The organism is Erythrobacter oryzae (assembly GCF_030271515.1).
Classification (GTDB): domain Bacteria; phylum Pseudomonadota; class Alphaproteobacteria; order Sphingomonadales; family Sphingomonadaceae; genus Erythrobacter; species Erythrobacter oryzae.
In genome coordinates this window covers 670,476-692,683 of the sequence record NZ_JASCXI010000002.1, presented here as the reverse complement: position 1 = coordinate 692,683, position 22,208 = coordinate 670,476, and the positions used below count along the sequence as shown (strand labels likewise).

The 22,208-nt window shown below is 68.0% G+C and carries 20 protein-coding genes and 1 tRNA gene; 7 read left to right on the top strand and 14 right to left on the bottom strand.

Going from position 1 to position 22,208, the window contains the following annotated elements:
• Nucleotides 1-119 precede the first annotated feature (119 nt).
• From PFX90_RS07870 to PFX90_RS07860, 3 genes are all read right to left on the bottom strand, one after another.
• Nucleotides 120-668: a L,D-transpeptidase family protein gene (locus PFX90_RS07870; protein ID WP_285711844.1), complete on the bottom strand. Its 549-nt coding sequence runs from the start codon at nucleotides 666-668 to the stop codon at nucleotides 120-122.
• Nucleotides 669-735: 67 nt separating this feature from the next.
• Nucleotides 736-1,419 carry a DJ-1/PfpI family protein gene (locus PFX90_RS07865; protein WP_285711843.1) on the bottom strand — a complete coding sequence of 228 codons (684 nt, stop codon included), beginning with the start codon at nucleotides 1,417-1,419 and terminating at the stop codon, nucleotides 736-738.
• A 13-nt stretch (nucleotides 1,420-1,432) separates the two neighbouring features.
• Nucleotides 1,433-2,722 carry an adenylosuccinate synthase gene (locus tag PFX90_RS07860; RefSeq protein WP_285711841.1) on the bottom strand — a complete coding sequence of 430 codons (1,290 nt, stop codon included), beginning with the start codon at nucleotides 2,720-2,722 and terminating at the stop codon, nucleotides 1,433-1,435.
• Between the two features lie 346 nt (nucleotides 2,723-3,068).
• On the opposite strand from PFX90_RS07860, the gene PFX90_RS07855 reads away from it, so the two are divergent.
• On the top strand, nucleotides 3,069-4,133 hold the full coding sequence (locus PFX90_RS07855) for an alpha/beta hydrolase (protein ID WP_285711840.1): 1,065 nt from the start codon (nucleotides 3,069-3,071) through the stop codon (nucleotides 4,131-4,133).
• A 13-nt stretch (nucleotides 4,134-4,146) separates the two neighbouring features.
• On the opposite strand, the gene PFX90_RS07850 is transcribed toward PFX90_RS07855, so the two are convergent.
• The 4 genes from PFX90_RS07850 to PFX90_RS07835 all read right to left on the bottom strand — a co-directional run bounded on the left by PFX90_RS07850 (nucleotide 4,147) and on the right by PFX90_RS07835 (nucleotide 8,662).
• Nucleotides 4,147-4,536, bottom strand: coding sequence for a RidA family protein (locus tag PFX90_RS07850; protein ID WP_285711839.1), 390 nt, complete (start codon nucleotides 4,534-4,536; stop codon nucleotides 4,147-4,149).
• Nucleotides 4,533-5,660 carry an ATP phosphoribosyltransferase regulatory subunit gene (locus PFX90_RS07845; protein ID WP_285711838.1) on the bottom strand — a complete coding sequence of 376 codons (1,128 nt, stop codon included), beginning with the start codon at nucleotides 5,658-5,660 and terminating at the stop codon, nucleotides 4,533-4,535. Before PFX90_RS07845 ends, PFX90_RS07850 begins: the two co-directional genes overlap by 4 nt.
• A gap of 120 nt (nucleotides 5,661-5,780) precedes the next feature.
• Nucleotides 5,781-7,367, bottom strand: a complete 1,587-nt coding sequence (serA, locus tag PFX90_RS07840) for a phosphoglycerate dehydrogenase (RefSeq protein WP_285711837.1) — start codon at nucleotides 7,365-7,367, stop codon at nucleotides 5,781-5,783.
• Nucleotides 7,368-7,483: 116 nt separating this feature from the next.
• Nucleotides 7,484-8,662, bottom strand: a complete 1,179-nt coding sequence (locus PFX90_RS07835; protein ID WP_285711835.1) for a phosphoserine transaminase — start codon at nucleotides 8,660-8,662, stop codon at nucleotides 7,484-7,486.
• A 152-nt stretch (nucleotides 8,663-8,814) separates the two neighbouring features.
• On the opposite strand from PFX90_RS07835, the gene PFX90_RS07830 reads away from it, so the two are divergent.
• On the top strand, nucleotides 8,815-9,990 hold the full coding sequence (locus PFX90_RS07830; RefSeq protein ID WP_285711834.1) for a glycosyltransferase family 4 protein: 1,176 nt from the start codon (nucleotides 8,815-8,817) through the stop codon (nucleotides 9,988-9,990).
• 33 nt (nucleotides 9,991-10,023) lie between these two features.
• On the opposite strand, the gene PFX90_RS07825 is transcribed toward PFX90_RS07830, so the two are convergent.
• Together PFX90_RS07825 and PFX90_RS07820 are read right to left on the bottom strand one after the other, a co-directional pair.
• Entirely contained in the window at nucleotides 10,024-10,461 is a 438-nt protein-coding gene (locus PFX90_RS07825) for a hypothetical protein (protein ID WP_285711833.1), read from the bottom strand.
• Nucleotides 10,462-10,548: 87 nt separating this feature from the next.
• On the bottom strand, nucleotides 10,549-11,211 hold the full coding sequence (locus PFX90_RS07820) for a PadR family transcriptional regulator (RefSeq protein ID WP_285711832.1): 663 nt from the start codon (nucleotides 11,209-11,211) through the stop codon (nucleotides 10,549-10,551).
• Nucleotides 11,212-11,330: 119 nt separating this feature from the next.
• Between PFX90_RS07820 and PFX90_RS07815 the strand changes: the two genes are divergently transcribed.
• The 5 genes from PFX90_RS07815 (at nucleotide 11,331) to PFX90_RS07795 (ending at nucleotide 14,701) form a co-directional block, all read left to right on the top strand.
• Complete coding sequence (locus PFX90_RS07815) at nucleotides 11,331-12,650, top strand: replication-associated recombination protein A (protein WP_285711831.1); 1,320 nt, start codon at nucleotides 11,331-11,333, stop codon at nucleotides 12,648-12,650.
• Nucleotides 12,647-13,003 carry a hypothetical protein gene (locus PFX90_RS07810; RefSeq protein ID WP_285711830.1) on the top strand — a complete coding sequence of 119 codons (357 nt, stop codon included), beginning with the start codon at nucleotides 12,647-12,649 and terminating at the stop codon, nucleotides 13,001-13,003. Before PFX90_RS07815 ends, PFX90_RS07810 begins: the two co-directional genes overlap by 4 nt.
• Entirely contained in the window at nucleotides 13,003-13,719 is a 717-nt protein-coding gene (locus PFX90_RS07805; protein WP_285711829.1) for a hypothetical protein, read from the top strand. The genes PFX90_RS07810 and PFX90_RS07805 overlap by 1 nt, the downstream gene beginning before the upstream one ends.
• Complete coding sequence (locus PFX90_RS07800) at nucleotides 13,716-14,603, top strand: hypothetical protein (RefSeq protein ID WP_285711828.1); 888 nt, start codon at nucleotides 13,716-13,718, stop codon at nucleotides 14,601-14,603. Before PFX90_RS07805 ends, PFX90_RS07800 begins: the two co-directional genes overlap by 4 nt.
• Nucleotides 14,604-14,625: 22 nt before the next feature.
• Nucleotides 14,626-14,701: transfer RNA gene (locus PFX90_RS07795), tRNA-Thr, on the top strand.
• Between the two features lie 8 nt (nucleotides 14,702-14,709).
• On the opposite strand, the gene PFX90_RS07790 is transcribed toward PFX90_RS07795, so the two are convergent.
• The 5 genes from PFX90_RS07790 to PFX90_RS07770 form a co-directional block, all read right to left on the bottom strand.
• Nucleotides 14,710-15,102, bottom strand: coding sequence for a ribonuclease HI (locus tag PFX90_RS07790; RefSeq protein ID WP_285711827.1), 393 nt, complete (start codon nucleotides 15,100-15,102; stop codon nucleotides 14,710-14,712).
• Between the two features lie 16 nt (nucleotides 15,103-15,118).
• Nucleotides 15,119-16,708 (bottom strand): tetratricopeptide repeat-containing sulfotransferase family protein, encoded by a 1,590-nt coding sequence (locus PFX90_RS07785; protein ID WP_285711826.1) that lies wholly within the window; start codon nucleotides 16,706-16,708, stop codon nucleotides 15,119-15,121.
• Nucleotides 16,709-16,721: 13 nt separating this feature from the next.
• Entirely contained in the window at nucleotides 16,722-17,507 is a 786-nt protein-coding gene (locus PFX90_RS07780) for a hypothetical protein (RefSeq protein ID WP_285711825.1), read from the bottom strand.
• A gap of 87 nt (nucleotides 17,508-17,594) precedes the next feature.
• Entirely contained in the window at nucleotides 17,595-20,759 is a 3,165-nt protein-coding gene (locus tag PFX90_RS07775; protein WP_285711824.1) for a TonB-dependent receptor domain-containing protein, read from the bottom strand.
• Between the two features lie 176 nt (nucleotides 20,760-20,935).
• Nucleotides 20,936-22,075 carry an ROK family transcriptional regulator gene (locus PFX90_RS07770; protein ID WP_285711823.1) on the bottom strand — a complete coding sequence of 380 codons (1,140 nt, stop codon included), beginning with the start codon at nucleotides 22,073-22,075 and terminating at the stop codon, nucleotides 20,936-20,938.
• Nucleotides 22,076-22,208: the final 133 nt, after the last annotated feature.

Genomic DNA, 22,208 nt, shown 5'->3' with positions numbered 1-22,208 from the left:
CGCGATCAGGTCAAGTAAATGTGCCTAGATTGGCTCCATTTCGGAGCATTTGGTCAAGCCTCGCCCGCCCCTCCACCACCCTGCGGGTGGCCCCCCTCCCCGAGCAAGCTCGGGGAGGATTATGGCCTGATCTCGATCGTGGTGCCGTCGGGGACGATGCGCCACAGCTCCGCGATCTCCTCGTTGGAGAAGGCGATGCAGCCGTCGGTCCAGTCGCCCGGCACGCGGCCGAACGGCAGGCTGTTGGGCTGGCCGTGGAGGAAGATGTCACCCCCCGGCGATCGCCCTCGCGCTGCGGCATAGGCGCGGTCCTCGGCGTTGGGGTAGGAGACCTTGAGGCTGAGGTGATATTTGCTCCCCGGATTGCGCCCTTCGATGGTGTAGCGCCCCTCGGGCGTGCGCTCGTCGCCCTCGAAGCGCTTGTGGCCCGCGGGTTGATCGCCGAACTGGAGCCCGCGCCAGGCCTTGACCGGCTGACCGCCGGCATAGGCGACCATCAGCCGCTCGGACTTGTCGACGATGAGGTAATCGACCTCAGTGACGGCCCGCTGCGGCACGACCCGTGCGGCGTCGCGACCCAGAGGCGTCTGCGAAGAGGGCGCGTCCGCGGGCGGCGCGGAGCAGGCGGCAAGGGCGAGCAGGGGAAGGAGGAGCGCGAAGCGGGTCACGCGGGCGAGACTACTCCGGCAGGGCCCCCGCAATCAATCCGCATCGCCCCTCGCCATAGGAACGGCGTCAGACGCCAAAGCCCAGCCGTTCGGCGGCCTTGACCAGTTCCTCCTCGCGGCCACGCGAGCGGGCAGCAGCCGCCTCGGTATAGCGCGCGACGAACTCGGGCCCGGCCTTCTCGGGCGAGCCCGCATCGAAGGGCGGCGCGGGGTCGTATTCGAAGCCGAGCTGGAGCGCCTTGGCGACCTCCTCCCCGGCGATCTCGGCGATCAGCGTCAGCGCGAAGTCGATCCCTGCGGTCACTCCGCCGCCGGTTACCCGGTTGCGGTCGATCACGGTGCGGGCGTGGACGGGCTCGGCCCCGAACAGCGCGAGGTGGTGGTGCCAGGCCCAGTGGGTGGTCGCCCTGTAGCCCTTCAGGAGCCCCGCCGCGCCGAGGATCAGCGCCCCGGTGCAAACGCTCGTGACCCAGGTGGCGGTGCTGCCGGCCTGCCGCAGCCAGGCCATCGCCGCTTCGTCGTTCATCACGCTCGCAACCCCGATCCCGCCGGGCACGCAGACGATGTCGGGCGCGGGGATGTCGGCATAGGTCGCAGTCGGCACGATCGAAAAGCCCGCATCGGTCGGCACCGGATCGAGATTGCCCGAGACATAGTGCACGCTCGCCCCCGGCAGGCGCGCGAGGAACTGCGCGGGGCCGGTCATGTCGAGCTGGGTCATGCCGGGGAAAGGGAGGAAGGCGATCTGCATGAGGACGGACCTCCTAGTCGACGAAGGGATCGCGCATCAGGATCGTGTCGTCACGCTCGGGGCTGGTCGAGACCAGCGCGACGGGGCATTCGATCAGCTCCTGGATGCGCTGGATATACTTGATCGCGTTGGCCGGGAGGTCGGCATAGGACCGCGCGCCCGCGGTGCTCTCGCTCCAGCCGGGCATTTCCTCGTAGATCGGCTCGCATTCGGCCTGATCGGCGGCGTGGCTGGGGAGATAGTCGTAGACCTTGCCGCGCAGCCGGTAGCCGGTGCAGATCGCGACCTTCTCGAGCCCGTCGAGCACATCGATCTTGGTGAGCGCGATGCCGGTGACGCCGCTGATCGCGCAGGACTGGCGCACCAGCACCGCGTCGAACCAGCCGACGCGGCGCTTGCGGCCCGTCACCGTGCCGAATTCATGGCCGCGCTCGCCGAGGCGCTGGCCGATGTCGTCCTCCAGTTCCGTGGGGAACGGCCCCGAGCCGACGCGGGTGGTGTAGGCCTTGACGATCCCGAGCACGAAGCCGGTCGAATTGGGGCCGAGGCCGCTGCCGCTCGCCGCCGTGCCGCTCACCGTGTTCGAGCTGGTGACGAAGGGATAGGTGCCGTGATCGACGTCAAGCAGCACGCCCTGCGCGCCCTCGAACAGGATCTTGGCGCCCGCGCGGCGCACCTTCTTGAGGCGCTTCCACACCGGCTGGGCGAAGCGCAGCACGAAGGGCGCGATCTCGCGCAGCTCTTCCAGCAGCGCGGCGCGGTCCACCGGCGGCTGGCCGAAGCCGGCGCGCAGCGCGTCGTGATGCGCGCAGAGGCGATCGAGCTGTGGCTCCAATGTGTCGAGATGCGCGAGGTCGCACACCCGGATCGCGCGGCGGCCGACCTTGTCCTCGTAGGCCGGGCCGATCCCGCGCCCGGTGGTGCCGATCTTGCCCTTGCCCGCCGCCGTTTCGCGCAAGCCGTCGAGATCGCGGTGGAGCGGCAGGATCAGCGGGCAATTGTCGGCGATGGCAAGGTTGTCGTCGGTGATCGAGACCCCCTGCCCCTCGACCTTCGCCACCTCGTCCCGCAGCGCCCATGGGTCGAGCACCACGCCATTGCCGATCACCGACAGCGTGCCCGAGACGATCCCCGAAGGGAGCAGCGAGAGCTTGTAGGTCTTGCCGTCGATCACCAGCGTGTGGCCGGCATTGTGCCCGCCCTGAAAGCGCACCACGGCGTCAGCCCGGCTGGCGAGCCAGTCGACGATCTTGCCCTTGCCCTCATCGCCCCACTGGGCGCCGATCACGGTGACGTTGGCCATTGCTATCCTTCTGGCGAGTGGCGGGAGACTTGCGCGCGCGGCCTAGGCGGTTGAGGCGGGAGAGGCAAGCGGGGCGCTTTCCTATTTCGCTTTCCTACACGCTCCCTGCGCGGCAGGCTGCCTGACATGCCCGCCGATTGCCCCCCTGCCCCTGTCTCCCGCGCGTCCGGCGGCGCTCTGGTGGTGGGCCCGCGCGGGGGAGAGATTTCTGCCTCTGGACAGTGTCTCATGTGTCTCATGGTTCAGCCTTGCACGGCGCAGCCTGAACCGCGGGGCTCTTACGCGAAGGGTTTGGGCAGGTGGCGCGTTGGGAGGTGAGAATCGCCACACTCGAGGACACCTTCCGATGAACACCTCCGCCAAACTCCTCCTCGCCGCCGGAGCGCTCGCCGCACTCGCCAGCCCGATCCTCGCCCAGCAACGCCCCGGGGGGGGAATGGGCGGCGGCGAACGCCTGCCGCGCGAGTGCCGCGCCGAGATCGTCAAGCTGTGCGGCACCGACCGCGCGCAGATGCGCACCTGCCTTGCGGAGAAGGCGAGCCAGCTCTCCGAAGGGTGCCGCACCGCCTTGCGCGAGCGGATGGAGCAGCGCCGCGGCGGCGGCGGCGGGGCAGACCAAGGGGCGAAGACCCCGCCCACCCGCACGCTCGCCTACGGCTCCGACAGCTTGCAGGCGCTCGACCTCTGGTTGCCCGAGGGCACGGGCCCCGCGCCGCTCGTCCTGTTCGTCCACGGCGGCGGGTGGAAGCGCGGAAGCAAGGACAACGCCATGAGCCGCGCCCTGCCCGGCCACATGCTCGAACAGGGCTATGCCTTCGCCTCGATCGACTACCGGCTGGTGCCCGCCGCCACGGTCGAGCAGCAGGCGGCAGACGTGGCCGCCGCGCTCGCCCACCTGCTGGCGCGCGCCGACGAATACGGGATCGACCGGGCCCGCGTGGTGCTGACCGGCCACTCGGCGGGCGCGCATCTGGTGGCGCTGGTGGGGACCGACGAGCGCTATCTGAAGGCGGTCGGCCTCAGCTTCGCCGACATCGACGGGGTGATACCCAATGACGGCGCGGCCTATGATGTCGCCACCCAGTTCACGATGGCCGGGCCGATGATGCTCGACACCTACCAGCAGGCTTTCGGGACGGACCCCGCGCGGCAGAAGGCGCTTTCGCCGATCTGGCAAGCGGCTGCGCCCAATGCCCCGGCCTTCCTGCTGCTCCACGTCCAGCGCCCCGATGCGGTCGACCAGTCGAAGCGGCTCGCCGCGGCGCTCAAGGCTGGCGGATCGCAGGCCGAGGTCGCAGGCTTCCCGGGCGAGGGCCTGCGCGGCCACATGGAGATCAACCGCAAGCTCGGCGAGCCCGACTACCCCGCGACCCCGGTGATGGACGCATGGCTGCGGAAAGTGCTGGGGTGAGGGCGAGCGGCCCTCACACGCTGGCGATGACGTCGATCTCGACCATCAGTTCGGGGAGCGCGAGGCCCTTGACCTCGACCGTCGTGTCGGCGGGGTATGGCGGGGTGAACCAGCGCTTGCGGGCCTCGAGGATGGCGGGGAAGTTCGCCATGTCGGTGAGGTAGATGGTGACTTTCACCACCTTGGAAAGGTCGCTCCCGCCCGCCGCCAGCACGGTCTCGATATTGGCGAAGGTCTGGGCGAGCTGCGCGTCGAAGTCGCCGACACCGACGATGCTGCCGTCCCGCCCGATGCTCGCCTGGCCGGAGAGGAACAGCAGGTCGCCGACGCGCCAGCCCGGCGCGATCAGGTACGGCGCGAGCGGGTCGTTGGCGAGGGTGATCGGGGTGGGCTTGCTGGTCACCGGACGTTCTCCAGCGCCACGGGCGAGGTGCCTTGCAGGATGTAGTCGCAGCCCAAGGCCTCCGGGTCCTCGTCCGCACTCAGCTGCGCGATGGTGCGCCAACCCTCGAACCGCAGCGCCGCCGCCGCCGCGCGGTCGTGGCCGGCGGGGAGGTAGCAGCAGCGCACCGCCTCGGGCTGCGGGGCGATGTCGGCGAGGCGGTCGAGGTAGAGGGTGAAGCCGGTCGCGGGCTCCTCACTCCCGGCGATACGGTAGGTGCCGCCCCGCCCCGCCGCGCGGCGCAGGCCTTCCGCATAGAGGGTGAAGCCGAACCACGACTGGTACTCGAAGCCGTGGCGCTCAGTCGGGTCGAGGGTGATGGTGGCGGCGTCGCCGACGGCGGCCGCGATGGCCTCGAGCCCGTCGAGCCGCGACTTGAGGGCGCCGCCCGCATCGACCGCGCGAAGCGCAGCGAGCGCGCTCTCGAGCGGGCCGGTGGCGTAGAGCAGCGGCAGGTAGGCCGCGCCGCCTGCGGCCTTGAGCCCGCCCGCGTCCTTCGTGTCGAGCTCGCGGCGGACGGCCTCGATCTGGTCGGGGGTGAGGGGGAAGGTGTTGGCCGCAAGGGTGTCGACGAGGTCGGGCAGGGTGAAGTCGACCGCGATGCCGGTGAGCCCCGCGGCCTTCAGCGCCTCGACCGCGAGCATCACCACCTCGGCCGCGGCCGACACGCTGTCCGCGCCGATCAGCTCGGCCCCGAGCTGGAGACGTTCACGAGCGGGATCGAGCTGGCTGGCCTTGATCAGCACGGTGTCGCCGCAATAGGCGAGCCGCAGCGGGCGCGGGGCGGCGGCGAGGCTGGTCGCGGCGATGCGGCCGACCTGCGGGGTGATGTCCGAGCGCAGAGCGAGGGTGCGTAAGGAAGCGGGGTCGACGAAGCGGAACATCGCGCTCGTCTCGCCGACGGTGACGCCCGCCATGCGGCCCGCGAGCGAGGCCTCGAACTCGAGCAGCGGCGGGCGCACCCGGTCATAGCCGTGGGCGTCCAGCACATCGAGGCAGGCGCGCATCATCGCGGTGATCCGCGCGGCTTCCAAAGGCAGGCGGTCCTCGAGGCCTTCGGGAAGGAGGTCGTTGGGCTTGGTCATGTTGCAATGCCCCTACCCAAATCGTCATCCCGGCGAAAGCCGGGATCGCTGACGATGGGCTGGGAGCCGAGCGTCGAGCGATCCCGGATCAAGTCCGGGATGACGATGATGGGCGAGAGATCAGAACGCCAGCGCCTTGACCATCTTCACGCCCTCGACCTTCTCGGCCTCGGCGATGACGGCGGGGGTGAGGGCCTCGTCGAGGCTCAGCAGCAGCACCGCTTCCCCGCCCGCTTCGCGGCGGCCGAGGTTGAAGGTGCCGATGTTGATGCCGTGGCTGCCCAGCAGTGTCCCGATGCGGCCGATGAAGCCCGGCTTGTCGTCGTTGACGATGTAGAGCATGTGGCCCGACAGCTCGGCCTCGATCCCGATGCCGAAGATCTCGACCAAACGCGGGGCTTCGGTGCCGAACAGCGTGCCGGCGACCGAGCGCGGGCCTTGCGCCGTCTCCACGGTGACGCGCACCAGCGTGTTGAACGCGCCGTCGCGGTCGTGGCGCACTTCGCTCACCGCCAACCCGCGCTCCTTGGCGAGGAACGGCGCGTTGACCATGTTCACCGTGTCCGAATAGCGGCGCATGAAGCCCGCCAGAACCGCCGCGGTGATCGGCTTGCCGTTGAGCTGCGCCGCCGCACCCTCGCGCTCGATGCCGATCTGGGTGAGGTTGCCGTGGGCGAGCTGGCCCACCAGCGAGCCCAGCTTCTCGGCGAGCGCCATGTAGGGCTTGAGCTTGGGGGCTTCCTCGGCGCTCAGCGAGGGGACGTTGAGCGCGTTGGTGACGCCGCCGTTGACGAGATAGTCGGCCATCTGCTCGGCGACCTGGAGCGCGACGTTGACCTGCGCTTCGGTGGTCGATGCGCCCAAGTGCGGGGTGCAGATGAAGTTGGGGGTGCCGAACAGCGGGTGGTCGGCGGCGGGAGGTTCGGTCTCGAACACGTCGAGCGCGGCGCCTGCCACCTGCCCGCTCTCGAGGCACTCCTTCAGCGCCGCCTCGTCGATCAGCCCGCCGCGGGCGCAGTTGATGATGCGGATGCCCTTCTTGGCATTCTCGAGCCGCTCGCGGCTGAGGATGTTGCGGGTCTCGTCCGTGAGCGGGGTGTGCAGCGTGACGAAGTCGGCGCGCGAGAGGAGCGTGTCGAGATCGACCTTCTCGATCCCGAGTTCGATGGCGCGGTCCTCGGTCAGGAAGGGATCATAGGCGATCACCTTCATCCGCAGGCCGAGCGCGCGGCTCGCGACGATCGATCCGATGTTCCCGGCACCGATCAGGCCGAGGGTCTTGCCGGTGACTTCGACGCCCATGAACCCGCTCTTGGGCCACTTGCCGGCCTGGGTTTGGGCATTGGCTTCGGGCAGCTGGCGCGCGAGCGCGAACATCAGCGCGATGGCGTGTTCGGCGGTGGTGATCGAATTGCCGAAGGGGGTGTTCATCACCACGACGCCCTTGCCGCTGGCATAGGGGATGTCGACATTGTCGACGCCGATCCCGGCGCGGCCGATGACCTTGAGGTTGGTCGCCGCATCGAGGATCGCCTTGGTCACCTTGGTCGAGGAGCGGATCGCGAGGCCATCATATTCGCCGATGCGCGCGATCAGCTGTTCGGGCGTTTCGCCGGTGATGACATCGACATCGCAGCCGCGCTCTTCGAAAATGCGCGCGGCGTTGGGGTCCATCTTGTCGGAAATGAGAACTTTGGGCTTGGTCATGGGAAATACCTTCCATCGTCATCCCGGGCCTGACCCGGGATCGCGCGCATCACGCGCTGGTGCATTGGGGAAAGCGGCCCCGGATCAGGTCCGGGGAGACGCGAATAAGGACGGCCTCAGCCGTTCTTGACCTTCTCGTAGGCCCACTCGATCCACGGCAGCAGGCGCTTGATGTCCTCCTGCTCGACAGTCGAGCCGCACCAGATGCGCAAGGACGGCGGCGCGTCGCGGTAGCCGTTGAAGTCGAAGCCGACATTGCGCTCTTCGAGCAGCTTGACGATCTTCTTGGGCACCGCAGCCTGTTCGTCGGCCGAGAGGCTCTCGTACCAGTCGCCCTGGAAGACCATGCACACGCCGGTGTTGGTCTGGAGCGCGGGGTCGGTCGCCATGTTGCGCAGCCACGGGGTGGCCTCGATCCAGTCCTTGACGATCTGCGCATTGGCATCGGCGCGCGCGATCAGCGCCTTGCGGCCGCCGATGGACTTGGCCCATTCGAGCGAGGCGATGTAATCCTCGGTCGCCAGCATCGAGGGGGTGTTGATCGTCTCACCTTCGAAGATGCCGCGGTTGAGCTTGGCACCCTTCTTCATGCGGAACAGCTTGGGCAGCGGCCATGCCGGATCGTAGCTTTCGATCCGCTCGATCGCCTTGGGGCTAAGGATCAGCATGCCGTGCTGGGCTTCCGAACCCAGCACCTTCTGCCACGAATAGGTGGTGGCATCGAGCTTGGCCCAATCCATCTCCATCGCGAAGATCGCGCTGGTGGCATCGTTGATGGTCACACCCTCGCGCCCGGCTTCGAGCCAGTCGGTGTTGGGGATCTTCGCGCCCGAGGTGGTGCCGTTCCAGGTGAACACCACGTCATTGCGCTGGGGGATGGTGGTGAGATCGGGGATCTGGCCATAATCGGCGGTCAGCACTTGAAGGTTGGGCAGCTTCAATTGCTTGACCGCATCCTGAATCCAGACATTGCCGAAGCTTTCCCACGCCGCGACCGTGACGGGGCGCGCGGGATCGAGCATCGACCACATGGCGGCTTCGATCGCGCCGGTGTCGGACGCGGGCATGATGCCGATCAGGTAATCGTCAGGAATGCCGAGCAGTTCGCGCGACAGGTCGAGCGCATATTTCAGCCGCGCCTTGCCAAGGCTCGAACGGTGCGAGCGGCCAAGCGATTCGGTCTTGAGCTTGTCCAGCGACCAGCCGGGGAATTTCGCCGTGGGGCCCGAGGAAAAGAAGGGGCGCTCAGGCTTCAGCGTAGGCTCGTGCGCGAGCCCGCGAGTGTACTCAGTCATGTATTCTCTCCTTGCAGAGAGCACGCGCGGCGTTGGGACCGCGTGGCCCGTGGGCGGCTTTAGTGGGGGCTGGTGACAAGTCAATGAAGAAAGGGTCGGGACTGAACCTGCCTCTCGCAAAATCCGGCCCGCTCGCTTAAGGGGGCGGCTCCATGGACGTATCCGATCTCCGCATTGCCCTGTTCAGCGGCAACTACAACTACACCCGCGACGGGGCCAACCAGGCCCTCAATCGCCTCGTCGGTTCGCTGCTTGCGAAGGGCGCGAAGGTGCGCGTCTATTCGCCCAAGGTCGCCAATCCCGATTTCGCTCCGACCGGCGACCTCGTCGGCGTGCCCAATGTGCCGATGCCGGTGAAGGGGCGCGGGGAATACCGTTTTCCCACGCACCTCAGCCGCGCGGTGAAGCGCGATCTCGAGGCCTTCGCGCCGGACATCGTCCACCTCTCCTCGCCCGACCTGTCCGCCCACGCCGCGCTGCGCTGGGCGCGCGCGCGCGGGCTGCCGGTGCTCGCCAGCGTCCACACCCGCTTCGAGACCTATCCGCGCTACTACAACATGGCCTTCCTCGAGCCGCTGATCGTCAAGGGCCTGAAGCGCTTCTACAACCGCTGTGACGCGCTGGTGGCGCCTTCGCAGTCGATGATCGACGAGCTGCTGGCGATGGGGATGCACACCCGCATCGGGCTGTGGAGCCGGGGGGTGGACCGCACGATCTTCTCCAGCGCGCGGCGCGATCCGGAATGGCGGCGCTCGCTCGGCCTTGCGGACGAGGACGTCGCGATCGTCTTCCTCGGGCGGCTGGTGATGGAGAAGGGCCTCGACGTCTTCGCCGAAACTGCCGCGCGGCTGCGCGCGATGGGTGCCCTCCACAAGGTGCTGGTGATCGGCGACGGCCCCGCGCGCGGCTGGTTCGAGTCGAACCTGCCGGGCGGGATTTTCGCCGGGTTCAAGACCGGCGAGGCACTGGGTCAGGCGCTCGCAAGCGGGGACGTGTTCTTCAACCCGTCAGTCACCGAGACCTTCGGCAACGTCACATTGGAAGCAATGGCGAGCGGGCTTCCGGTGGTCGCCGCGGGGGCGACGGGCAGCGCGAGCCTTGTCGCGGACGGGGTCACCGGGCGGCTGGTCGCGCCCTCGGGCAGCATGAAGACCGACGCGGAAGGCTTCGCCGCCGCGCTCGCGCCCTATTGCACCGACCCGGCGCTGCGGGCGGCACACGGCTCGGCGGGCGAGACGCGCGCCTGCGAATATTCGTGGGAGGCGATCAACGCCGTGGTCGCGGACACCTATGTCCAGCTGGTCGAGGAGCGGCGCGGGAAGGCGTAGTTTGTCGCCCTACCGCTTCGCTACTTGAGGGCGTTACTTCAGCACGCCCTTCGCCGCCATCGCCCGGGCGTAGAACAGCAGGAACAGCGTCACCACCCAGATGGTGATCTTGAGCGGCAGCGGCGTCTCTAGCCCGGCAGCGATGTCCATCACCTGCGTCTCCACCACCGTCAGCCCGGCCAGCCCGGCCAGCGCGACCACCATCGCCGCAACCGCCCATTTCGAGCGCAGCAGCAGCAGCACGGACCCGGCAAAGGCACCCCACACCCCCAGCGCCCACAGCGCGCTCGCGCTCGCCGGATAGGTGTCCATGAAGGCGATCTGCTCCGGGGTCATGCCGGTCTGGTCGAGCATGCCGAGCTTGGTCATGGTGTAGCTGATGATCCCCATGCTGTTGAACAGCAGGGTGACAATGCCGACCACCCACAGGTGCCACGGCGTCGGGCTGCGATGTGCACTGACTTCGGTCATGGGCTTCCCCTCCCCCATCCGCTGCGACCCGGACGGGGGAGAGGATATGCCTTTATTGCACGCGCTGCAACAGCGCTTGCCGTAACGTCAGAGCCGCTCGATGCGCTTGGCCATCTCGTCGATCATGTCGACGATCTGGTTGATCGTCTCCTCGTCGAGCTTGCCCGCCTTGGCGCGGTTCTTGAGCACCGAGCCGAGGTTGCCCATCGCCCGGAACACGTCGTGCGAGCGGACGGTGGTGGTGCGCTCGCCGTGCCGGCCGAGGCGGCGCAGCAGAGCCTTGACCTCGTCCTGGCGATCCTCGAGCTCCTCGAGCCCCTGGGCGGTGGCGGCGAAGGGCTTCTTCGCGCCCTCGGCCTCGGCTTCCTCGATCGCGCCTTCGTCCTCGAGCAGCTGGAGCGTCGGGTAGACCGCGCCCGGGCTCGGAGCATAGTCGCCGCCGGTCATTTCCTCGATCGCCTTGATGAGTTCGTAGCCATGCGAGGGGTTCTCGGCGATTAGCGCCAGCAGCGCGAGGCGCAGCTCGCCCTGGCCGAACATCCGCCCGCGGCGGCCACGGCGGCCGCGATAGCCCTCGGGCCCGCCTTCTTCGCCATCGGCCTCGCGGCCGCGCGGAAATTCTTCGTCGAAGCGCGCGCGCATCTTGAAGCCGGGGCCGCCGAAGTTGACGTTCCCGTTCATAGCCATCGTCGCCATTGCCTCGGCGAGCTTTTCCCAGCCGCCACCGCGGCCATACCGGTTCCAGGTCATATTCGTTCCTCCTCGCCTATATCAGCGATACACCCAAGATATATCTTAGAGCTATCGTTTCAAGTGGAGTGCCGGGCGGGAGTTTCCTTTTCTGACCGATGGCCTATCTCGACCGACGAATGACTGATCTGTTCGGACAAGACGCCCCCGAGGCTGCCCGCGACGATTCCGCGCCCTCCGCCGACGCACCGCTGGCCGACCGGCTGCGCCCGCGGCTCCTCGCCGAAGTGGTGGGGCAGGAGCACCTGACCGGCCCCGAGGGCGCGATCGGGCGGATGGTCGCGGCCGGGCGGCTCTCCAGCATGATCCTGTGGGGCCCGCCCGGCACCGGCAAGACCAGCATCGCCCGCCTGCTCGCCGATGCCGTAGGGATGCGCTACGCCGCGATCAGCGCGGTGTTCTCGGGCGTCTCCGACCTCAAGCAGGCCTTCGCCGAGGCCGAGACAATGGCCAAGGCGGGCCGCAAGACGCTGCTCTTCGTCGACGAGATCCACCGCTTCAACCGCGCGCAGCAGGACGGCTTCCTGCCCTTTGTCGAGCGCGGGGTGGTGACGCTGGTGGGCGCGACCACCGAGAACCCGAGCTTTGCATTGAACGCCGCACTGCTGAGCCGCGCGCAGGTGCTGGTGCTGAACCGCCTGGACGAGGCGGCGCTGGCAGCGCTGCTGGCGAAGGCGGAAGGTTTGGAAGGCCCCCTACCCCTCACCCCCGAAGCGCGCGCCGCGCTGATCGCGCAGGCCGACGGCGACGGGCGCTTTCTGCTCGGGCAGGCGGAGACGCTTTATGCCGCAGAGCTGAAGGAGGCCCTCGACCCTGCGGGTCTCGGGAACTTCCTGCAGCGCCGGGTCGCGGTCTACGACAAGGACCGCGACGGGCATTACAACCTTATCTCGGCGCTCCACAAATCGGTGCGCGGGAGCGATCCGCAGGCCGCGCTCTACTGGCTGGCGCGGATGCTGACGGCGGGGGAGGAGCCGCTTTTCCTCGCGCGGCGGCTGGTGCGCATGGCGGTGGAGGACATCGGCATGGCCGACCCGCAGGCGCTCCCGCAATGCATGGCGGCGATGGAGGCCTACCGCTTCCTCGGCAGCCCCGAGGGCGAGCTGGCGCTGGTGCAGGCCTGCATCTACCTTGCGACCGCGCCCAAATCGAACGCGGCCTACATGGCGCAGAAGGCGGCGTGGAAGGCGGCGAAGGCGACCGGCAGCCTCGCCCCGCCCGCCAACATCCTCAACGCGCCGACCAAGCTGATGAAGGACATCGGCTACGGCGCGGGCTACACCTATGATCACGACGCGGCGGACGGCTTTTCGGGCGACAATTACTGGCCCGAGGGGATGACGCCCGAAGAGTTCTACACCCCCGTCGAACGCGGGTTCGAGCGCGAGGTGAGAAAGCGCCTCGACTATTGGGACAAGCTGCGGAGGGAACGCGGATGAGCGGCGCGCTGGACAGCTGGGAGGCCGCGCGCGACTTCGCGCTCACCCTGCCGGGCACCGAGCTGTCGAAACACTACGGCAAGCCCGCGGTGAAGGTGGCGGCGAACGGCCGCGCCTTCCTCGGCACGGGGCGCGAGGGCGATACCTCCTTCGTGCTCCACATCGACATCGCCACCGCCGAAATGCTGATGGCGACCGGCCCCGAGACCTTCTGGCAGACCCCGCATTACGAGGGCTACGCCGCCGTGCTTGTGCGCTATGACACTCCCGATCCCGAGCGGGTGCGCGACACGATCCGCCTCGCGCACGAGCAGGCTGCAGCGATGAAGCCAGTCGTGAAACGGAAGCGGTGATGGCGCGGCTCGCTCTCTGGCTGGCCGTTGCGGCTCTGGCATCGGCAGGGAACGCACAGGACGCAGCTCCGCCTGCCGCCTTGCCCGACATCGCCTTCTGCAATGCGCAGCATGTTGCGAGCGAGGACGATCCGCTCCCCGGCGATCCCGTCTCGATACCCAAGGCTTTCGACCGCGTCGCCAAGTCCAGCCCGACCGAACTGGCACTGCTTACGCAGTGGGGCAAAACCATCTGCGACAACAATGTCTGGGTCAGCGCCATCGCCGACATGGCATGGCTGCGCGAAGATCGACTGCTCGGTTGGGAGTGGCAGGGCTTCGAAGCCTATGGCTACCGGGTCTTCGACCGCGCCGGCAATGGCGTCGTGATCGAGACCGGCGCGCGCCCGGTCTTCTCGCCCGGCGGGACGCGGTTAGCCAGCGTAGAGTATTCCGAAAGCGGCTTCGGCGCGCTCAATGGTTACGGCGTATGGGAAGTGCACCCAGATGGCCTAGCACTGCTGGGCGGGGATGCGTCGGCCTTCGAAGACGAGGGGGAGACGGCACGGTTCACTGAGCCGGAGATTTTCGCAGGCACCTACGGCGAGTGGTCGATCTCCGGCTGGAAGGGCGAAACCTGCGTCGGCATCGCGATGCGCGATCAGGACGGTAACCGCACCACCTTCCACGCCGCCGAAAGCGCAGGCTGGAGAATCGCGACTGGCCCCTGCCCGTGACATCCCGCTTCACGCAATTCCTCGCGGTCGACTGGTCGGGGGCGAAAGGGCCTCGCCAGAAGGGCATCGCCGTCGCGCTCGCCAAGGCCGAGGGAGGCCCCCCGGCGCTGCTCGCCCCGCCCGATCCGCGCGGGTGGGCGAGAGCCGAGGTGCTGGCGCTGCTCGCGGGGCTGGAGCGGCCGACGCTGGTCGGGCTCGATCTCGGCATCTCGCTGCCCCACGCGGACGCGGGCGCGTTCTTCCCCGGCTGGGACGCCTCGCCGCCCGATGCGCGGGCGCTGTGGGCGCTGATCGACAGCCTGTGCGCCGCCGACCCGCATCTCGAGGCGGGCGGCTTCCTCGCCCACCCCGAGGCCGCGCGCTATTTCCGCCACGGCGCAGGTGCGACCGGCGACCGCTTCCTCCTCCCCGGTGCCGCCACCCGCGAGGGCCGCTTCCGCCTCGCCGAGGCGGCGCAGCGTGCACAGGGTGTGCGACCGGTGAGCAACTTCAACCTCGTCGGCGCGGCGCAGGTCGGCAAGTCGAGCCTCACGGGGATGCGGATGCTCCACCGCCTCGAGGGCCGCCTGCCGGTATGGCCGATCGACCCGTTGCCGGGCGAGGGCTCGGTCGTGACCGAGATCTACACCTCGATGGCCGCCCGCCTCGGCGGGATGACGGGCACGGCGACCAAGCTGCGCAGCATCGAGGCGCTGAACGATACGCTGGACGTATTGGGCTCGCCCCCGGTGAGCGGCACGGGCGTGATCGACGACCATTCCGCCGACGCCCTCCTGACCGCCGCGTGGCTGCGTCGCGTGCACACGACGCGCGAGCTGTGGCACCCCCCCGCCCTCACCCCCGAGGTCGCCCGCACCGAAGGGTGGACTTTCGGCGCGGTCTAGGATTATGGGCCGGGAACGGTAAGCCGGCTTAGCTCAGATGGTAGAGCACCTGATTTGTAATCAGGGGGCCGCGGGTTCGATCCCTGCAGCCGGCACCACCCTTTTGTCAGTGTGAGGCATTACGCCGTGCGAGGGCGATGCCGGCGAGGTTTTGCCCGCGCGCCGTCCACTTCACGCGTCGGGGCCGCCCGTTTGCCGCACATTCCTCATATCGGGCGAGGTGCCCCGTGGCGGCATCCGAGCCGGGACGGGACGCGCCGCTGGCCTGGCGGATGACCTCCAGAGAATCGCCGATCAGATCGAAGTCGGGCTCGTCCAGCGATTGCGCAACCTCCAGCGCCAGACGCAGGGCCAGCCATTCCGCATCGCTGCTCGTGCCGCAACCGAGGTCGTCGAAGAAACGGGTCACCCCGCGCGCGACCACCGCCACCTCGATCCTGCCCGGATTGGGCCGGCAGCCGCCGTCGAAATAGACCTTGAGCCGTTGTCGCCGCGCCATTCCGCCGAAATCGCTATCAGCCGGCTGCAAGTTCGCCGAGCACTCGTTCCAGCGGGCCCAGCCACTCGGCATAGGGGCGCCAGACCTCCATGCCGTCGCGGTTGAGGGGGCGGCGCACCTGTTCGCTGCTCGGCGTGCGCACCACCCGGTCGAGCTTGTGGAACGCCGCGATGGCATCGTCCCAGCCGAGCCCGAGGTAATCGAGCGCAGGGCGCAAGGTCGCCTGCGGATCGTCGACCAGCCCGGTGTAGCTGACATGGTGGATCATGCCGGGGGCCACGGTGTCGAAGTGCCGCATCAGCCGCACATAGTCGGCATAGCACTGCCCGATGTCCTCGAGCGCGAAGGAGGAGGCGTGCGCGGCGGTGAAGGACTGCGAGAAGTTCGAAAAGCAGCAGTCCATCGCTGGCCGGCGGATGTCGATAAAGCGGGCCTGGGGCAGAATTCGGCGGATGAAAAGGATGTTGCTCCAGTTCTGCGGGAGCTTGTCGATGAAATAGGGACGGTCGGTCTTGCGGTGCAGCCGCGCGCGGGCAAGGTAGTCCTGCCCCAGCAGCGCGGCCTGCTGGTCGGTCATGGCCGCAATCGCCTGCGGCACCGATACCTTCTGGCGGCGGGTGCTGATCTCCATGAACGAGCGCAGGATCGCGGGGATATAGGGCAATTCGCCCACCGGCTCGATCGCGGGGTGGCTGCCGAGCATCTGCTCGAGCAAGGTCGAGCCCGAGCGCGGCAGGCAGATGATGAAGACGGGCTGGTCGGTGCCGAGCGGCGCCGATGGCATGCGCCGCAGGAAATCGGCATCGGCCATGCGCTCGACCTCGGCGACCTCGTCGGTCAGCGCGCGCGCATCGTAACCGATCGCCTCGGCGCGGATGCGGTTGCCCTCGCTGTAGTGATGGAAGGCCCTCGCAAAGTCGCCGCGGTCATGGAACGCCCGCCCCAGCGCGAAATTGAGCGGGGCGATGTTGCGCTCGTCGATGGCGATCGTCAGCGCCTGCTGCATCGCGGCGATATCGGCGTCGGTCAGCACCTTGCGCTTGATGCCGGCGAGGCCCCACCACGCCTCGCCATATTCGTCGTCGATGGCGACGGCCTTGCGATAGGCGGCAATTGCACCCTCGACATCGCCGGCGGCGCGCAGGCTGTATCCGTAGGCGAGCAGGTGCGGGATGCTGCGGGGGTCTTCCTCGACCAGCTGCTTCTGGATCGCCATCGCTTCGTCGTGCCGCCCCATGCGGTCGAGCACATTCGCGCGGAGCGAGCGGAGCTGGAGATCGCCCTCTTCCTCGATCAGCCGCCGGGTGAAGCTTTCCGCCACCTGCAGCCGTTCCTGCTGGCTGTAAACCGAAGCGAGGGTGCGCAGCAGTTCGGGGGTCTTTTCTCCCAGCGTCAGCGCCCGGCGCAGGAAGTGCTCAGCCTGGCCGAGCGCGCCGGTCTGGGCTGCAATGAGGCCCAGCTGGGCAAGCCCGCGCGGCTCGTCGGGCCGTTCCCTGAGGTGCGCCATTACCAGTTGCGCGGCCCGGTGGGTGTCCCCCTGCTCGCGCAGCCGGATCGCCTCGGACAGGCGCGGGTAGATCGCGGTGGAGACGGTGCTGGCAGTCATTCGCGCGCCCGCTTCAGGCATATCCGAGCACGGCGCGAAGCCGGGGCGCGTGGTAATCGACCAGCGCCTTGTGGCGCTCCTCCAGATGGCCCGGCAAGGTGATCGCAATGCCGGTGAGGTTGTCGCGCGCCGTGCCGCTTTGCGCCGGGTCGGCGCCGATCCTGACCCGCTCGCGCCAGTCTTCCGGCATGGCGATGCCGCAGGCTTCGAGCAGTCCGGCGAAGAAGCTCTCCGCCGCGGGCGTGTCAATGCTGCGGAGCGCCTCGGTCAGGTCTTCCAGCTTCAGCATATGCGCCCGCGCACCCAGCCATGCGACCGCATTGAGCTCGTAGATCGCATTGAGCGAGGGCAGCTTGCCCGGCAGGCCGAAGATCATCATCGTCAACAGCTCGTCGGTGCTCATCTCGCCGTTCTTGAGATGGTCGGTGTTGCCCGAGAACTGGTCCGACAGCAGGAACCGTGCCCGCGCGATCACCCAGTCATAGGGGTCGCGGAACAGCACGATCCGGCGGCAAGCGGCTGTCTCGACGACCGAGGCATCGGCGAAGAACAGGTGCCCCCAGCTCAGCGCCGGGCGGGCGGGATCGAAGGCGCGGCGGTGCTGCTGGAGCGTGGGCCACTGGATAAAGTCGGCGGCATATTGCTGGTCCACCGGCACGAACATGCGCAGGATGTTGCGCAAGAGGTGGCTGCCGCTCTTGGGCACCGAATTGAGGAACACCGGCTGCTGCAGGCGTCCTTGAGCGAAGCGGGCGTTCTCGGCGTCGAGCGTGTCGGCCTTGACGAAAATCTCGGGCATTGGGAAAGCGGTCTCCTCGGCCCGTCTATGACAGAAGAGGCGGCATGTTGCCATGCCGCCTCTCCGTTGTGCCGTGGGTGGAAGCGATCAGAACTTCGTCGAGACGTTGATGAAGCCGCGGCGCCCCACGAAGTCGTATTGCGATGCCGCGACCACCGGGCCCAGCATGCCGATCGTGTTGCCGTTCAACACCGAGACCCGCGGCGGACGGGTGTCGAACAGGTTCGACACGCCCGCGGTGATCGTGAAGCGACCATCGGCGATCTCCTGCGTGATCGAGATGTTGTGGTAGAAGGTCGCCGGGACGTCGAGATCGGGGCAGTAGGTCCCGTAGATCGGCAGATCGTCCGCCGGGTCGGCCGTCCCCTGGTTGTTGAACGAGCGCAGGCAGCCATTGGCCGTCGGCCGGCCGCGGTCGAACAGCTCGCGCGAGCTGGCCGAACCGACCACGTTCACCCCGTAGAACAGGCTGAAGCCCGAGGGGTGCTCCCAGTTGGCGCGGAAATCGCCAACCCACCGGGGCGAACCCACCAGCGCGTTTTCGTTCAGCACGGGCGAGGTCGGCAGCAGCTGGGACTCGTCCGTGATCTGCCAGGTCATGTCCGCCGTGAGCGAGAACTTGCCGAGCGAACCCAGATCGTGCCCGATGCGGACCGACAGGTCGATGCCGGTGTTCTTCTGGCTCGATACGTTGATGAACGAGTCGCGTACCGTGGCGATCTGGAACGGGGCAGACACGTTCTGACCGCGCGTGAAGAGGTTGCACAGGGGCTCGGTCGCGAAGGTGAGCGAGTCGTAGCAACCCGCCAGGATCGTGCCCGCACCCAGCTGCGAAATCTCGCCTTCGACGTCGATTTCGAAATAGTCGACCGCGATGCTGATGTCGGTATCGGGCAGGAAGCCGAAGCTCGGCGTCAGGATCGTGCCGACCACGAGCGCCTCGGAGGTTTCGGACTCGAGGATGCCCAGACCGCCCGACGAGATGATCGTCGCGCTGATGCCACCGCCGGCATAGGTGGCCGGGATGCCGTCAGCCGCGCAGTTATCCGCACGGCGCTGCGAGATCGCGCCCGCCGCCAGGTTTGCGCCCCAGGCGACGCAGGGATCGATGCGGTTCTGCGGAACGAAGCTGGTCTCGTCGGCAAGGAACTGCTCGAACAGTGCCGGCGCACGGTAGGAGGTGCCGAAGCTGCCGCGGAAGCGCAGCCAGTCGGTCACCGTCCAGTTGAGGCCGATCTTGTAGGTCCAGTTGCCGTTGTCCTCGTCCTCGCGTCCGTCGGACGCGCGCGTGGCCTTGACGTTGGTGACGCGGCCCGCGCCCGACAGGGTCAGCTCCTCGATGAACTTCATGTCCGACAGGATCGGCAGGTTGACTTCGGCAAAGGCTTCCGTGGTCAGGCTCTTGCCCGCCGTGATGCCGCTCGCCGAGGCGCCCCAGGCGTTGGCCGCCAGCGTGATTTCGCCGGGCGTGTCGTTGATCTTGTCCTCGCGGATCGAGGCCCCGAGCGCGACGGCCAGCGGGCCGCCGGGCAGGGTCACGAGCTCGCCCGATAAGATCGCTTCGGCGGTCTTCTGGGTGTAGAGCGTCCGGCCCTCTTCCCAGTCGGTGAGGAAGTCGGCCTGCTGCGGCGTGAGTTCCCCGCGCAGGAAGAACGGGTTGGTCCAGGGCAGGTCGATGCACTGCTTGCCCGAAATCGGGGTCACGGTGCCGACGCAGGACGAGGTCTGGAAGTAGCCGGTGTCGTAGACGTCTTGCAGGATCTGCTGGCTGCGATAGCGGCCGATGCTGCGGCTGTACTGGGCGTGGACGTCGTAGGTCCAGTTGCCCTTGCTGCTGATTTCGCCGCGCACACCGGCGACACCGCGATAGTAGTCGACGCGCTGGCTGTTGTCGGACAGGTCGGTGATGCCGGTCGGGCTCAGCAGGTTGACGCCGGTGAAGCCCGGGGCCCACAGCGTGGCGGGCGTGCCCGTGCCGTAGAGGTCACCGGTGTAGCCGAAGTTCCAGAACTGGCGCCAGCCGTTCTGGTAGGTTTCGCGGCGATTGAACAGGAACTCGCCGAACACCTCGACCGCGCTCGAAATCTCGAATGCGCCTTCGGCATAGGCCGTGTAGAGGTCGGTTTCGGGGATGATGGTCGATTGCTCGACGAAGGGGTGGTAGGCGTTCTGCACCGCCATCGAAGCGGCGTTGTAGCCGGTCGGGAACCAGCCCGCCGGAGCGCCGAAGTCGCCCGGGTATGCGGGTGCGCCAAAGGCGGGGATGCCGAGCGTGCCCGCACCCGGGCCGCTGGCATACTGGTACTGCAGCAGGTTGACCGCGCCGGGCGTGGTCTGGATCCCGGTGTCAGGGCCGCCCGGGCCGTCGAGCCGCAGGTTGTCGATCAGGTTATAGGTCCAGATGTGGCCCCAGCGCAGGTCTTCGCAATGCGGCTGGCCGGTGCGCGGGTCGATCAGGTCGGAACGATTGCCGTTCGTATCGAAGATGTTGGCTTCCGGACAGGCGAGATAGGAGCGGTCGCCACGGGCGAGCTCGCGGGTCTTGGTGTAGTCCCCTGCGATCATGATGTGGCCGCGGTCGAAGGTCGTGCCCCACGCGCCGCTGACGCGGAAGTTCTCGCCCCCGCTATCGAACGGCACCGAGGCGTTGAGATCGAGCGTGAAGCCGTCGAGCTTGTTCTTGGTGAAGATGTTCACCACGCCCGCAACCGCGTCCGAACCATAGACCGACGAGGCGCCGGTCTTGAGGATCTGGATGTCGCTGACGATCGACAGCGGCAGCACGTTGAGGTCGAAAGACGACACGCCCCCGCGGGTCCCTGCAGGGCCAGCGCGGCGGCCGTTGAGCAGCACCAGGGTGCGGTTGGCACCGAGACCGCGAAGATCGATCGTCTGCGCGCCGGGGCCGCCGTTGGTGACGAAGTTGGACGAAAGCGCCGCGGTCACCTGGGTCGAGCCGGCGGCAATCGAGGAGCCCTGCAGCGTGCTCGCAAGATCGGTGCGGCCTTCCTTCTTGGCGACTTCCGGGTCGAGAACCGCGATCGGGTCCGGGCTGTTGAACGGGGTGACCGAGCGGATGCGCGAGCCCGTGACGACGATTGCGTCGGACGCAGGCGCGGCTTCTTCTTCGACAGCCTGCTCGTCCTCGGCTGCATCCTGCGCGAACACCGGCTGCGACGAGACCACCGCACCGAGCGCGACGCCCAGCATCAAAGTGGCGCGCTTTCCGCGCGAAAAAAGCGAAATATTCATTGTGCCCACCTGTTGCAGTTTGCCCGTCCCTCGGGCTGATGGGTCCATTGATGTAAAATGATGGCGTGTCTGCCAAGCCTTAGAGATACGCAGAAGGCGGGAAAAAGCCGCTCAACGCCCGAAACGTGTCATTATTGTCACATAATTGAGGCTGCCCCGGTTCGCTCGTCCCGCCGCTAGAGCATGCTCGAATAGAACCGCTGCTCCAGCGGCAGCATCGCCGCGCCGACCGCGCAGGCTTCGAACTGGGTCTGCGAGAGCATCACCCGCGGCAGGGGGCGGCGTTCCTGGCGGCGGGCGTCGTCGAACAGCTCGATCGCGGGGATCAGTTTTTCGGCCAGCACCCGCGGGATCCGACCGCCCAGCACGATCGCCTCGGGGTCGAGCAGCGCCGCGATGGCCGAGGCGATCAGCGAGAACTGGTCGCGGCTGCGGGTGATCCATTCGTCGACCCCCGGCCAGTCGGGATCGAACCGCGCGAGCATGGTCGACAGCCCGTCGAGCTCGACCCCCGAAGAGCGCAGCGAATGGAGCAGCGTCTCGAGCGTCGGGATCTGGAAATTGCGCCAGGGCAGCATCCGCCCGATCTCGCCGCTGTTGCCGTGCGATCCGCGCAAAAGGCGGTTGCCCAGGATCACCCCGCCCCCGAGGCCGGCCGCGACATAGATGTAGACGAAATTGGCATATTGGCGGCCGACCCCGAGGAAGCTCTCGCCCACCGCGGCGGCATTGCCGTCGCTCTCGGCCCAGCACGGCAGGCCGAGACGCTCGGCGAACAGCTCGTCGATCGGCACCATCGCGAATTCGTCGAGCGCGCGCGGCGGGTTGAAGCGCGACTTGCCGTCGAGGCAGGGCCCGAGAATGCCGATCCCCGCCCCCACCAGCCGCTCCCGCGCGGCCGGGGCGCGCGCGAGCAGGCGGGCGCGGATCTCCTCGAGCCGCGCGAACACCGCCTTGCGGCTCATCACCGGCATGGTGATCTGCTCGTGGCCGACGACATTGCCGGCAAAGTCCATCAGCGCCACCGACAGCGCGTCGGTCATCAGCGCGATCCCCAGCGAATAGGCGTAATCGGCCTCGACCATGATCGAGACGCTCGGCTGGCCGCGCCGCCCGCTGGCCTTGCGGGTCCCGAGCACCAGCGCGCCGCGATCGACCAGCTCGCCCACCAGCCGCGAGACGGTCTGCTGCGACAATCCGCAATCGCGCGCGATCGCCGGCTGGACCGTGCCCGGATTGCGCAGGACATGGCCGAGGATAGCCGCCTCGCTCTCGGAAGGCCGGGGCAGAAAATCGTGGGGCATCGCGGTGTTCATGGCGGCCTGATGCCAGAGTCGATGCAAACGGGCAACAATAGCACCCGAATACAACTTATCATGGGTTGTAATAAGCCAGGCCGCCTGTTACGCTCCTGCGCAGAAGCCCGGAGAACGGGCACACATGGGGAGA